The sequence below is a fragment of the Bifidobacterium psychraerophilum genome (assembly GCF_000741705.1).
Taxonomy (GTDB): Bacteria; Actinomycetota; Actinomycetes; order Actinomycetales; family Bifidobacteriaceae; genus Bombiscardovia; species Bombiscardovia psychraerophila.
This window is the reverse complement of sequence record NZ_JGZI01000007.1, coordinates 190,847-204,611: the sequence shown is the minus strand read 5'-3', so window position 1 is coordinate 204,611 and position 13,765 is coordinate 190,847. Positions and strand designations below refer to the sequence as shown.

9 protein-coding genes and 1 pseudogene are annotated in these 13,765 nt (G+C 58.2%); 8 read left to right on the top strand and 2 right to left on the bottom strand.

Going from position 1 to position 13,765, the window contains the following annotated elements:
- Nucleotides 1–29: 29 nt before the first annotated feature.
- From BPSY_RS02390 to BPSY_RS02360, 8 genes and pseudogenes are all read left to right on the top strand, one after another.
- Nucleotides 30–1,046 carry a DnaJ C-terminal domain-containing protein gene (locus BPSY_RS02390; RefSeq protein WP_033495712.1) on the top strand — a complete coding sequence of 339 codons (1,017 nt, stop codon included), beginning with the start codon at nucleotides 30–32 and terminating at the stop codon, nucleotides 1,044–1,046.
- A 73-nt stretch (nucleotides 1,047–1,119) separates the two neighbouring features.
- Nucleotides 1,120–1,728 carry a heat shock protein transcriptional repressor HspR gene (locus BPSY_RS02385; protein WP_033495710.1) on the top strand — a complete coding sequence of 203 codons (609 nt, stop codon included), beginning with the start codon at nucleotides 1,120–1,122 and terminating at the stop codon, nucleotides 1,726–1,728.
- Nucleotides 1,729–2,126: 398 nt separating this feature from the next.
- Nucleotides 2,127–3,575 (top strand): annotated as a pseudogene (locus tag BPSY_RS02380) (DEAD/DEAH box helicase); the annotation flags it as partial.
- 279 nt (nucleotides 3,576–3,854) lie between these two features.
- Nucleotides 3,855–4,535 carry an HAD family hydrolase gene (locus BPSY_RS02375; RefSeq protein ID WP_081884140.1) on the top strand — a complete coding sequence of 227 codons (681 nt, stop codon included), beginning with the start codon at nucleotides 3,855–3,857 and terminating at the stop codon, nucleotides 4,533–4,535.
- Between the two features lie 689 nt (nucleotides 4,536–5,224).
- Nucleotides 5,225–6,328 carry a bifunctional glycosyltransferase family 2/GtrA family protein gene (locus tag BPSY_RS02370; protein WP_052118882.1) on the top strand — a complete coding sequence of 368 codons (1,104 nt, stop codon included), beginning with the start codon at nucleotides 5,225–5,227 and terminating at the stop codon, nucleotides 6,326–6,328.
- Nucleotides 6,325–7,680: a glycosyltransferase family 2 protein gene (locus tag BPSY_RS02365; RefSeq protein ID WP_051921504.1), complete on the top strand. Its 1,356-nt coding sequence runs from the start codon at nucleotides 6,325–6,327 to the stop codon at nucleotides 7,678–7,680. The genes BPSY_RS02370 and BPSY_RS02365 overlap by 4 nt, the downstream gene beginning before the upstream one ends.
- Nucleotides 7,673–8,668, top strand: coding sequence for a PilZ domain-containing protein (locus tag BPSY_RS10950; protein WP_051921503.1), 996 nt, complete (start codon nucleotides 7,673–7,675; stop codon nucleotides 8,666–8,668). The genes BPSY_RS02365 and BPSY_RS10950 overlap by 8 nt, the downstream gene beginning before the upstream one ends.
- The gene (locus tag BPSY_RS02360; protein ID WP_033495706.1) at nucleotides 8,665–10,563 is read left to right on the top strand and encodes a hypothetical protein; all 1,899 of its coding nucleotides are present in this window, start codon (nucleotides 8,665–8,667) and stop codon (nucleotides 10,561–10,563) included. The genes BPSY_RS10950 and BPSY_RS02360 overlap by 4 nt, the downstream gene beginning before the upstream one ends.
- On the opposite strand, the gene BPSY_RS10945 is transcribed toward BPSY_RS02360, so the two are convergent.
- The gene (locus tag BPSY_RS10945; protein ID WP_051921501.1) at nucleotides 10,503–13,073 is read right to left on the bottom strand and encodes a bifunctional diguanylate cyclase/phosphodiesterase; all 2,571 of its coding nucleotides are present in this window, start codon (nucleotides 13,071–13,073) and stop codon (nucleotides 10,503–10,505) included. The two genes, BPSY_RS02360 and BPSY_RS10945, sit on opposite strands and share 61 nt — an antisense overlap.
- 259 nt (nucleotides 13,074–13,332) lie before the next feature.
- The gene (locus BPSY_RS02350; RefSeq protein WP_033495704.1) at nucleotides 13,333–13,569 is read right to left on the bottom strand and encodes a hypothetical protein; all 237 of its coding nucleotides are present in this window, start codon (nucleotides 13,567–13,569) and stop codon (nucleotides 13,333–13,335) included.
- Nucleotides 13,570–13,765: the final 196 nt, after the last annotated feature.

Sequence of the window (13,765 nt, the reverse complement as noted above, 5' to 3'; positions counted from 1 at the left end):
TACGTACAAAGCCAAGCGGGGAGGCATACATGGCTGAGAATGAATGGCTGAACAAGGACTTTTACAAGGTCCTCGGTGTCTCGAAGGACGCCAGTGAAGCGGAGATCACCAAGGCATACCGCAAACTGGCACGTCAATACCATCCTGATTTGAACAAGGGTGCCGCTGCCGAGGAGAAGTTCAAAGACATCTCCGAGGCGTACGACGTGCTTCGCAACAAGGAGCAGCGCCAGAAATACGATGCCATCCGTCAGTTCGGCATGGGCGGAGCCCGTTTCGCGGGAGGTTCGGGGCAATCCGGATTCGACGCGAACAGCTTCCAGGACATCTTCGGTTCGATGTTCGGTGGTGCGTCCGAGGGGCAGGGCGGTTCACGAGTCCGCTTCTCGACCTCATCGGGTGGGCAGCCCGACTTCTCCGACATCTTCTCGTCCTTCTCAGGAGCGGGAAACGGCTCTTCGAGGGCGGGATTCCAGAGGTCTCAGGAGCAGCCCAAGGCGATGAAGGGCGAGGACCGAAGCTCCTCGATCACACTCACCTTCCGGCAGGCGGTGAAAGGCGCCACCGTATCGCTCAGCGTCGGAGGCACCAAGTTCAAGACGCATATTCCTGCGGGCGTCCGTGACGGGCAGAAGATCCGTCTCTCCGGCAAAGGCCATAAGGGACGCTTCGGCGGTGCGAACGGTGATCTCTATCTCTCCGTGAAGGTCAAGGAGAGCGAACGCTTCACGCTTGACGGCTTGGACCTGGTCATGGATTTGCCTGTTACCGTTGCGGAGGCTGGGGCGGGAGCCAAGGTCGAGGCATTGGATATTGATGGGGAGAACATCTCCATCAAAGTACCGGCAGGCACCAGCAGCGGCACGCGGATACGCGTCTCCGGAAAGGGAGTCCACGGAGCCAAAGGCAAAGGCGATCTGGTGGCGCGTGTGCAGATCATGCTGCCGCACAAGCTCACGCTCAAGCAGAAGAAACTGCTGCACGAGTTCGACAATGACAGCGAGGACTTCTCCGCGCAGATCAGAGAGAACCGTCTGCAATCATAATCAGGAATGATCCGCCGGGCGGTGGTCTCGGGCCCGGCGGATGCACGCCGAATACGGATAGGGGTGATCGTCGATGGCCACAATAGCCAGAGAGATCAGGCAGATGTACCTGATTTGCGCCCGTTCCCTGGTCGAGGGACGAATCGATTTGGACGGAGCGGACGATGCCGGTCTCGATATAGATCTTCCGGTGCTCACCGTCGGGCAGGTGGCGACCCTGGCGGATATCCATCCCCAGACGCTGAGGCAATACGACCGTCTGCGCATCATCGTCCCCAAACGTACGGAGGGCGGTGCCCGCAGGTACTCGGTCCGTGATCTGGATCGTCTGTGCCAGGCGCAGCATATGAGTCAGCATGAGTCGATCAACCTTGCCGGCATCACCAGGATCCTCGAATTGGCGGAAGAGAACAGACAGCTCAGACGTGAATTACGTCGGATGAGAACCCCTGAGGGATCGAGTATTTTTGCCGCGGCGACGGATGGGGAGGTCATCGAAGTCCAGCGTTCGGAGCGTGCACGGTTGTGGCGTCGCGACGTTCACCAGCATCTTCGTGAAATGGCCCAGGAGTTGCAGGAAGCCGATGCCCGCGCAAATGACCACGCGCGTGATGACACGGATGATGAGTCGGACGAGCGTTTCTCACCGTCGAAATCACTCATCATCTGGGGTCTGCGATAGCGGTGGCGAATCATCGGCGGCAGTATCGGCATAGAGCATGTTCCTTCGGTGTGTGACCGTTCGGCCTCGCCGCCTGGCATGATCGTGTGAGGCCTTTTCGCTTGATCCATCGCGCGAAACGCATGGAAGCAGGCTAGGCTCAGGGCTTCATACTGCTCCAGATCGTTGTATTCGCAAGGAATACAGACCTTGAAGGCATGGGATTCGGACGGCTGCCCGGCCGCTTATGGACACCGTCATGCTATAGTCGATGTTTGCTCGGGATTCGTCCGAATCCCACTATGTCGCTTGAACGCTTCGGTTATCGGGAATTCTTCCACGAAATCATTGGCCTTGCTTGCGGCCGCGCGGCGTGCACATCACAGCCGCTGGAATCATTCCTTAATGAAAGGTAACCGGTGTCAGACACCACTGCTGTATCGCATATTGCTTCTTCAACCACTGAGCCAACGACCTCCTTCGCGGAGTTGGGCGTACCCCATATCCTCGTCGCGGCGCTCGCCGCCGATGGGAAAAGCACCGCTTTCCCCATCCAGGTGGACACGATCCCGGACGCCCTTGCCGGTCGGGATATTCTCGGACGCGGGAAAACCGGTTCGGGAAAGACCCTGGCATTCACCATCCCGCTGATCACACGCCTGAGCACTCAGAGCCCGGCCGCGATGGATCGTGAAATCCAGGATTACGAACATGAACTCATCAGACACGGCGGGAAAGACGACGCCAGACGAGGCAAGGGCCGCAACAACCGGGGTGGCGGGCGTTCCCGTGGCCCACTGCCAAGCCCTCGTGCCCTCGTCCTCGCTCCCACCCGCGAGCTGGCGAACCAGATCAATGAGGTCATTGAACCATTGGCTGCCACATGCAGGCTGAGCACCACCACCATCTACGGCGGCGTGCGACAGAACCGGCAGGTCGACGCCCTGCGTGCAGGTGCGGATATCGTCGTCGCATGCCCGGGACGTCTTGAGGATCTGCTCAGGCAGCGACTGCTGACTTTGGAGAATGTCGAGATCACCGTGCTCGATGAGGCGGATGAGATGGCCGACATGGGCTTTTTGCCTGCCGTTGAGCGTCTGCTGGATCAGGTTTCCGCCGATGGACAGCGTATGCTCTTCTCCGCGACGCTTGACCATGGTGTTGATGCCCTGGTGAACCGATTCCTCCACGATCCCAAGGTGCACACCGTCGACTCGGCCACTGCGCATGTGACCCAGATGACGCATCACATCTTCGAAACCACCTTGGCACAGAAGCACCAGTTGGTCAGGGTCCTGGCCTCCGGCTCAGGCAAGCGCATACTCTTCACCAGAACCAAGCACCAGGCGAAGAAACTCGCCCAGAATCTGACCGATAACGGTATTCCCGCAGCGGAGCTGCACGGCAATCTTTCGCAGAACCAGCGCGACAGGAACCTCAGTGCATTCAGCGAAGGTGATGTGCGCGTCCTCGTCGCGACCGACGTGGCCGCACGCGGTGTCGACGTCAGCGGTGTCGAGCTTGTGGTGCAGGTCGACCCACCGGCAGACGCGAAGTCCTTCCTCCATCGTTCGGGCCGAACCGCACGAGCCGGACACGAGGGCGATGTGGTCACTCTGGTGCTCCCGGATCAGCGTCGTGATGTGCGTCGTCTGTTGCGTATCGCGGGCATCGAGGCCAAAGCCGTTTCGGTCACCAGCGATTCCCCCGCGGTCGAGAAACTCGTCGGCAACCATGCACCGTTGATCAGCGGATGGACCTTGCCCGAATCACGTCCTGCGCGTCAGGGACGCGGCGGACACGGTTCACGTGGTTCACAGGGATCGCGGTCACGTGGTTCACGCACGCAGGGTTCCCGCTCACGTGACGCTCGTTTCGACGGTCCACGCCCTGAGCGCACACGTTCTTCCAAAGCCTCCGATTCAAGGCGGCGTACGGATAAGCAATCATCCGCGAACGCTTCGGGATCCAAGCATGGGTATCGTCACTCCCGCGGGCATGGCGGCAAGGCCCCGTTCCGCACGGCAGGTCGCTGATATCCTGTCGCTTTCTCCGGTGACCACCTCGGTGGATCTGTGCGCAGACCCTGCTCTCCTCGGTGCTTGATAGCCTGAGATGAGCAGGGGAAGCGGATGGAAGGCGATGGTATGACGTTGCGCGCAGTGTTCTGGGATATGGATGGCACGCTTATTGATTCCGAACCCTATTGGCATGAGGGTGAGATGGAGATCGCCCGTCGGCATGGTGGGATCTGGAATGAGGATCTCGGCTGGCAGATGTCCGGTAAGGCCTTGGCGCTATGCGCCGAAAAAATGCGCGAAATGGGTACCCAGCTGCCCGAAGCGCGCATCGCCGAACTCATGGTCAGCTATGTGGCCGAGCGCGAACGCCAAAGCATGCCTTGGACCCCAGGGGTTCTTGACGTGTTGCGTTCTTTGGTGGGTGCAGGCATCCCCTCGGTGCTGGTGACCGCTTCACCCCGTTCGATGGCCCAGGTGGTTGTCGATCAAGCGCCTACGGGGGCGTTCAGTGCATTCGTATGTGGAGATGATGGTCTGGCATCCAAACCCGACCCCGCTCCTTACCTGCACGCTGCCCAGCTGCTCGGCATCGAGGGCAAGGATATCGCCTCCTGCATCGCACTTGAGGATTCCCCCACGGGATTGCGGTCGGCGGTGGCATCGGGTGCCACGACGATAGCCGTGACGGGGTTCACCAGGGCCGAGGTGTCCGGGCAGGGCCAATTCCGTTCAATCCGTGATTATCAAGGCATCGATGCCGAGGCCTTGGCGACCTATGCCACGGAGAGGGTCGGACAAGCGTTCTGATCCCCGTCCTGCCGATTGCATGGCGGAGGAAATACACTCAGCCTCGGAATTTCAGTGTCAGGTGCGCGCCATTGTTCAGCATCCAGAAGTGAAAGTCGCATACCGGAATCGGGACGTAGGTATGGGCATCGGCGGCGCAGCCGCGCACCGTATCCCATTCGGCAGTTGCGTGGTGCTCACATTCCGGTACGCCGCAAACAACTCCGATCACGTCGCACCGTCCTTCCTATGAGAATCCTGAATCAGGTCTCAGCATATCCAAAGTGGAATCCAAATGGATGCGTGTCCATAAATGCAAGCCGGAATGTTACAAAGCGGACATCTTGGCATAAGCCGATTCTTCCGGAATCGCGCATCGTTGATATGTCGGAAGCATCCCCGAAGCCGATCGAATCAGCGGTGCCCGTTCTGCACCTGGGGAACACCATTGTTACGTGATGTCCGTTTTTTCGGTATAGTACAACAGGTTGGGTCAATGAGTGGAGATATCCATCGGCATGGGCACGTTGCTGTTGCGACTTATCGCATACGCGGCGGGGTCCGTGAAGTCGAGCCGTCACACGGCTCCAGCTCAGCATCAGAATAGCGCAGACGCAGGCTTTCGCCTGCGATCTTGCGACAAATCCTGTCTACCAGCCATGTCGTCCGTCATGCCCCGTCACCGGGTCCTTGCACTATGAAAGGGTGCCATGAGCCTCAACATGAATCCGTCCGAGCGACGATGTCCGATTGTGTTGATCCCTTCATTGGAACCTGAAACGGCACTCATCACATATGTGGAGCGACTCAGGCAACAGGGATTCGAACACATCATCATCATCGACGACGGATCGGGTGATGATTACCGTCATATCTTCTCCGCCCTCGAACAGGGCGGAGCCACACTCCTGGTGCACGAGCACAACCAGGGCAAGGGTGCGGCCATCAAGACGGGATTGCGCTGGATCAAGGAGCACGCACCACAGTCCTTCAGCATCATCACCGTGGATTCGGATGGGCAGCACACGGTACCGGATGTCGTCAATATGGCGCGGGCCGCCGCTGAAAACCCCGAGGCCCTGGTGTTGGGGCAGCGTGATTTCTCTTCGACGGAAACCCCCTGGAAATCCTCATTCGGCAACAAGGTGGCCACGGTCGCATTCGCCGTGCTGCATCATGTGCACCTGGCGGATACCCAGACCGGTCTGAGGGCCTTCGGGCAGGAGCTGCTCGATGACATGCTGACGCTTCCCGGCAACGGTTTCGAGTATGAGACCCAGATGTTGGTGATGGCCGTGAAAAGGCAGGTGCCGATGGTGCCCGTAGCGATCAGCACCGTATACGAGAACGACAACGGGGGAACACACTTCCACCCGGTGCGTGACAGCATCTCCGTCATCAAGGCGCTGGTCGGTACCTTGTTCTCGTTTTCGCTCTCCTCGTTGGTATGCGCGGGTGTTGATCTGGGGCTTGCCTGGGCGCTGTTCGCAGTGCCTTTGGTCGGTCTGCCCATGCATGGATATACGCACATCCTGGTTGCCACCGGTCTGGCCAGGGTGATCTCCATAGCGTTGAATTTTCTGATCAACCGCACGCTGATCTTCAGACACCAAGCTTCCGTCTGGCCCAGTCTGGTGAAATATCTGGCGCTCAGCGCCACACTCATAGTGCTTTCCTCGACCGGGGTCTACCTGCTGAGTCTCGTGGGTGTCGCGGTCGCATTGGGGAAGGCGATCTGTGACTGTGTGTTGTTCTTCCTCAGTTATCGCGTCCAACAGAGTTGGGTGTTCGCTTCGCCTAGGAGGTCCCGATGAAATCCAAAGTCGTGCGGCAGAATGTCGTGTTCGTGCTGGCCATGATACTCACCACGATCTATCTGTTCTGGAGGCTCTTCTTCACCCTGCCCTTGCATGACGGGGTATGGAATGTGGTCGCCGGTGTGCTCCTGCTCGTCGCCGAGACCGTGACCATAGCGACGACCTTCGATCTCTTCCTGCAACGCATACGCATGAAGCGTTTTCATCTGGAACTGCCCGAGATCGCCGCCGAGGACTACCCGGATGTGGATGTGCTGATCGCCACGCATAACGAGGAGATCGATCTGCTGTACAAAACCGTATCCGCGTGCACCTTCATGGACTACCCCGACAAACACAAGGTGCATATCTTCGTTTGCGACGATGGGAACAGGCCTGAAGTCGCCGAAATGGCGGCCGGACTCGGGGTGGGCTATATCGGACTCGAAAACAACACCGAGGCGAAGTCGGGAAACTACAACAATGCCTTGAAGCATACCGGCAGCGCCATCTTCGCCACATTTGACACGGATATGATTCCACGGCATGACTTCCTGATGAAAACGGTTCCTTACTTCCTGCTGCCCGAGTACGTGAAGGAGGGCGGCGTATGGCGCAGGAGGGAACCCGATGAGATGGACGGCGACACCGCGATCGGCCTGGTGCAGACGCCGCAAAGCTTCTACAACCCGGACCTGTTCCAGTTCAATCTGTATGCGGAGCATATCGTCCCCAATGAACAGGATTTCTTCTCCCGCCAGGTCAACGTGATGCGCAACACCTCCAATAGCGTCGCATATACCGGAAGCAACGCCGTGCTTTCCAGAAAAGCGATGGAGGATATCGGCGGCTTCCCCTTGAACACGATCACCGAGGACTTCGAGACCAGCCTGCGCATGCAGCAGCTGGGATACACCACCTATGCAAGCGATGAGGTCGTCTCCTCGGGGCTCAGCACCACGACGATTCCCGCCATGATCAAGCAACGGACCAGATGGGCGCGTGGCATCATCCAGAGCATGCAGAACGCGCACCCCTTCCGCAGGGGAAAACTATCCGTCACCGGCAAGATATCCTATCTGGGAACCTTCCTGTATTGGTGGTCCTTCGCCAACAGACTCATTTTCATCCTCGCACCGATTCTGTTCGCATTATTCGATTTCCGCATCGTGGTCGCGGGTATCGAGCCTCTGCTGCTCATCTGGCTTCCCGCATACGCCTTCTACGCCGGTGCGATGCGTTATCTTTCGGGTGATATGCGCAACCAACGCTGGAGCCAGGTCATCGACACGATCCTCATGCCCTACCTCATCGTCCCGGTCCTGCTGGAAACCCTTGCACATCCACCAGCGCACCTTCCATGTGACTGAGAAGAGCAGGGAGAACACCTCTTCGAAACGTGGCTCCTCATTGCTGCTGGCCGTGCCGAATGCCGCGCTGCTGCTGCTGACCGTAGCCGCCCTTGTGCGCTTCATGTGGGGTAAGTATGGCTGGGAGGTCTTCTACGGGTCGATTATCATCTTCTGGCTCGCATACAACATGGTTTCGTTGATCTATGCGCTCTTCTTCATGCTGGGGCGGCCCGCCTACCGCCGCAGCGAACGTTTTCCCGCTGACGAGGCGGTTTCGATCAGCGTGGGCGGCGAGCAATACGATCTGAGAACGGTTGATGTCTCCGAGGAGGGCATGGCGGTGGTCTCCGACATCTCCCGGTACTTCAACGAGTCGGTCGGGCTGTCGATGACCATTCACAACGACCGTTATCGTGCCAAGCTGCATGGGAAGATGATCTATGCCCGGAGAACGGATCAGGGATGGCGATACTCCTTCACCGTGGAGCCTTTCAGTGAAGATGACCGCAGGCAGTTCATGCAGATCATCTACGACCGGGGCCACCCCCTGCCACTGCAGATGGATATGTGGGATACCGTCTACGATGATCTGCTCCGGAATGTCAAAAGGCGTCTGGAAAAGCCGAAACGTCCCTTCGGCGCCTTCTCCGAGATGCCGGTTCCGCGACACGTCGTATTCGACGACGGCAGTGTCTGCACGAAAGCCACCGTTGGGTACAGGACGTGGACCGTGGCCGGTCTGGAACCGCAGGCGGCGGATGGGGTGCGGCTTGCACGGAATCTGGTGTTCACCACGGATTCAGGCGTGAGCATCCAGTTAAGCTCCTCGGGGCAGATAGATGGTGATAAGGAAGTGCTGTTGGTGAGCAATCTCAAGGAATTGGCGGAGAAGGGCAATATGAGCGGGCTGTTGGAGGAGGTTGCAGCCACCGTAGCGCATCGTGCCGAGCGGTCCGCGGCGGTGGGAAGCACCCGTGACGAGCGGACGGAGGAGGTGTTCGCATGATGGCGGTGCTTACATTCCTCGCTTTGGCATTGTCCTTCGCGGGTTACGCCGCATCCGCCCTGTGGATTGGGATGCGCAGGGAATTCATTCCTGTGGTGGTGTGCTCGAGCATTGGCTGTGTGATTTACATATGCGGGATATTCGGCGTTTTACGAGCGGGTGCGTATGTGGTCCTGTCGCTGGGCATCGCATTGCTGCTCGCCAGATGTGTGGTCTGGCTGATCCACACCCTTCGCGAGCGTTCCAAGGCTGATTATGAACGCAGCCCTTGGCGATGGAAGCCCCAGTTGTTCGATGTGCTGTTCCTGGCCGGGGTGCTTGTATTCGTCGCTTTGCTGTCGTTCAGTCATCTCGAACATTACGACAACTACTCCCATTGGGCCGTGGCCCTCAAACAGATGCTGCTGACCGATTCGTTCCCCCAGGTGGGTTCGGATCTGATCAGTTTCAAGAACTACCCGCTTGGTACCACCTCCTTCCTGTACTACGTATGCCTGTTTGCGGGGCACAGCCAGGCGATGATGATCATCGGGCAGAGCCTGTTGATTTTCTCCTGCATATACGCCTTGTTCGGCATCATCTCAGAGCGTGGAAGATTTTTGCTCTACGCCTTTCTGGCTTTTGGATGCTCGGTGTTGTCCTTCTTCAACCTCACCATCAGAATCAACAACCTACTGGTGGATTTTCTGCTGCCGCTATTCGCTTTGGCGATCATCGCCATCGCTTATGGTTGCCGTGACCGTCTCGTCGCAGCGTCATTCATGATCCTGCCGGTGGCTGCTTTCCTGATGACTGTGAAACTCACCGGTGTCATATTCGCTGCGATAGGACTGCTGTATCTGATATACGTCTGGTTCACGCAACATGGTTGGCGGCGATGGCCCGATGTCCTCGCCGTATTCGGCATATCCGTGGCATCCTTCGGCACTTACGCATTGTGGCAGTGGCATATGGCGGTGACCGGTATCGCCGAGCTGAGCAACAAATTCAATATCGGCACGTCGGGCGCGGCCACGACGGATTCCGCGAAGAGCCAGGAGCAGATCGCCCATATCGTCTCCGCATTCGTGCGGGCGGCTGTTGATTTCGGCACGCGCCCGGTGTGGGGACTGCTGATAGGCAACGTCGCAGTGATCGTGACGAGTCTGGCGATAGCCTTCTTCAGCAAGTGGAAGTGGCAGCTGTGGAAGGCGCTGATCGCACTGGACCTGGTGGTGGTGCTGTACTATATCGGCATCCTCGGCATGTATGTGTATTCGATGCCGGAATCAGAGGCATCCAGCCTCGCCGGATTCGATCGCTACGCCAACAGCATCGTCGTGCTGTTCGTCGGTGCGCTGATGATGTGCGCGACGACGGATATCCAGGGCACCTTCCACTACCGCGTCGGCGACACCAAGGCATACCAGTCGTACAAGAGCGTCATCACGAAGGACATCTATCAGAAAAGCGTCGTCGCCTGCGTGATGCTGTCGCTGGCCATTCTGCTTTCCGAGTTCAACGGGCTGAATACCATCATCCGTGAATATCCCAGTAGCATGCCGGCACAGGTAGAGAGGGTGGTGGGGGACAACTGGCCGAAGCATGGCACGGAAGACACGCACCGCTATCTGTTGTATGGCCAGGACTCCAATGGGCAGGTCACTGATTACTACATGCAGTATGTGGCGAAATACTATCTGTACGCGCCCCATGTGGATGCCATCGTGAGCTTCTATGAAGCCAATATGGATCATCTCATCTCTTCATATGATTATCTGGTGGTCATAGAGCCGGATGCCCGTGAGCAGGCGCTACTCAGCAAACACTACGGTGTGAGCGGGGATGAGGGTTTCTACCGCGTCGTGAAATCCTCGGATGGCGGCATCGCTTTGCTGCCGGCGACATCACGATGACCGCTCGTCCCGTTCTGTGCGGAAGACGGGGATAAGGGCCATTCCTGATCGGCTTGCATGCTCAGCCCGGAGGTTTGCAGCCGTATGCTCGTCTCCATTGCGTTGATCGGACGTCCATACAGGAATCCCTGAACCAGGCGGCCTCCGAATTCCCTGATGGCCTTTTCCTGCTCAGGGGTTTCGATGCCCTCGAACACGACCTCGATATTGAGCTTGTCGCAGGTCGATACGAAGCCCATCATCAAAGCCGAAACCCTGGCACTGGGCAAACGGTCGACGATGCTTTTATCTATCTTGACGACTCTGACAGGTAGCCGGACAAGTACTGCCAGTTCCGAATACAGGGTGCCGGCATCGTCCAGGGCCAGATCGATATGACGCTTCTTGACGAATTGCTCGACGGATTTCAGCTCCGCCTCAGTCGTTGTGGAAAGCGAATCCTCGGTGATCTCGATGATGATATGCAGATCCGGATTGGATTCGACGGTCTGCTGCAGATGGGCTCGGAACTGCGGATTCAGCAGATCGGCCATCGTCACATTGACGTTCACCAGTACGAGTTCGGGCTCGATCTCATGAAAGATCGCGGTATCCGCCACCGCATGCATCAGCATCGACTCCGATATGGCCCCTGTGAGGTCATGCTCGCTGGCCACACGCAGAATGTCCGCAACCGGGATGTCTCCAAATTCCGGATCGTGATAGCGGACCAGGGCCTCCAGCGCCAACAGCCGGCGTGTATTGAGATTGATGATCGGTTGATAGTAGATTTCTATCGCGTCGCGTTGAATCGCCAGAGCAACGGCATCATCCCGGTCCTGTGAATGCTGATGCGATGTGCGGGGTTCTGGCGGGAAATCATCTTCAAGACCGAATACCGAGGGTTGCAGCAGGGGTGCAGGAGGCATGAGCGCCGAGAAATCTATCGTCGAGACAGGCGGGCTGACCTTCTGGGAGGAGGCCTGCTTCCTTCGGGAGGCGTACATGCGCACGTCGGCCTCATCGAGCAGACTCTGGTAATCCTTGCCGCTCCTGGTGAAGGACAGCCCATGGGATATGTGCAGAGGAATGGGTCCGGCACCTGTCATGACAGGACGGTTGACTGATTCCTCCACCCGTTTGATATAGGGCTTGGCCTCCTTATGTGTGTGGACGCCGCTGATGACGATGGCGAATTCGTCACCGCCAAGCCGGGCGATGAGCTTGTCCTGCCCGACGGCTTCGGTCAGTCGGCGCGCCAAGGCCTGCAGGACCTCGTTGCCTGCCTGATGCCCATAGGAATCGTTGATCGATTTGAACTGGTCCACATCGATGAAGATCGCTGCCGCGCCGTCGGGGTTGCCAAGAATATCCTGCTGCGCCAGAGCCGTCTCGAAGCCTCGGAAATTGGATACGCCGGTGAGCGGATCGGTGTTGGCTGCCACGGTCAGACGGCTCGTTTCCAGACGGACGCGATAGATGATGCGCAGCATCGAAGCGATGAGATTCACCGCCAGACGGTCGACCTCATCGAAGGGTTTGTTCCAGACCGTCCGCACCACGATAATGCGCAAGGGGCCATCGGTACTTGAAATCGTTCCGGATAGCAGGGTGCTGGAATACGGGCCTGTTCTGGGTGGTTTGACCGCGAGGCTGACCCGCATGCGCGGGTATATGGAGGAGAGCAGCACCGTGGCGCTGCTGAGTATCCGCTGGGTCGAGAGTGACAGGGAGTCGGTGGCCTTCTCCAGTTGCAACAGACGGTTGCGTTTGGAGAGACCGGAGACGAGCTCCTCGATGATGCGGAACGTTCCCGAGGACATCACCAGCACCGTGAGCACGTTGAAGGCTTCGTTCCATTGCGCATCGGCGACGATACGCGGCAACGAACGCATGGTGACCAGTATCGTCGGCACAACGCAATAGATGAGGGGCATCACCAGTACCTGCGTCCAATTCAGATGACGCAGCGTACCCGGGAAGGTGCGCTCGGTGTACATGGTGATCAGGGTCGCCAGACATAAACGGACCGCCGTGAAGGTGAGGCAGAGCAGCAGCAACAGTGACAGGGAGGATAGGGCGTGCTGGTTCCTCTGCCCGTCGAAGGCGGTGATCCCCCCTATGCTTTCGCTGATGATCCAACCGGGAAGGGCCGCGACCATTGTGGATGTGATGCCCAGCAGGGCGCGGCGAACGCTTTTGGACCAGATGAAGTAGTGGAAGGTCAGGGCGCACATGATCAGCAGCCAGAGGAGTCCGCGTTCGGGAAGTATCAGCGTGGCGCTGAGCAGCATCAGATCAGGGCCGAATCCGATAAGCAGGTTTCTTCCGGCGATGTGGGGACACCACCATGCCGCGATCATGAATCCGGCAAACCAGAAGGTCCACAGCAGGGGGCGGGCGATCAGATCGGGGGAGGACATATAGATTCCGAAGGAGATTATCGACAACAGCATCGTGGCCGCGAGTATCTGAACCGCGACGGCAGGCTCGCGCATACGGGGCGAATAATCTTTGAACACACGCATCATGCAAATCCCCATTCCTCCACGAAGTGGGGTGTGACCTCCGTCCCCCGGCGGTTCCCCCGACGTCCGCCTCTGTGTTCAGACCGGACGACTGAAACTTACTATATACGGGCCGTCATCAGTGGTGCACGCGTGAAATGGCGGAAGGGGCGCCTCCGTAGACGGAGACACCCCTTCCCAAATGCCAGAACGAAATTCGTGCGAGCCCGGACCATACATCAAATCGATGCCTGCAAGGGCGGCACGCTATTTCGGATTCAGGTCAGCGAAGCTTGTCCTTCGCGGCGTTCTTGGCCTCGGTTGCAGCCTTCTCGGCTTCCGCACCCGCGACCTTGCCGCTGGCTTTGGCTTCATCCAGCTTGTCTGAAGCCTTGTCCGACGCTTTATCGGTAGCCTCTGAGAGCTTCTCGGAAACGGCATCCTTCACATCGGACGCTGCCTCGGCGACCTTATCGCCCGCATCCTTCGCGGCCTTCTTTGCATCGTCAAATAATCCCATAACGAACCCCCTTCGGTAGTAGGAACATTGGGAACAACTATAGTCGACCGCTTACGCCGGAGCCAATCAATATGCACAAGGGTGAATTAAGTCACACTAGCTTTTGCTGCTGCAGGGTATCAACACGGTTTCCCGGGGAAGGGCATCGCGGCTGAGATGAGATATCCCAGAAGCCGGAGATGTTGCCATCGCTCAT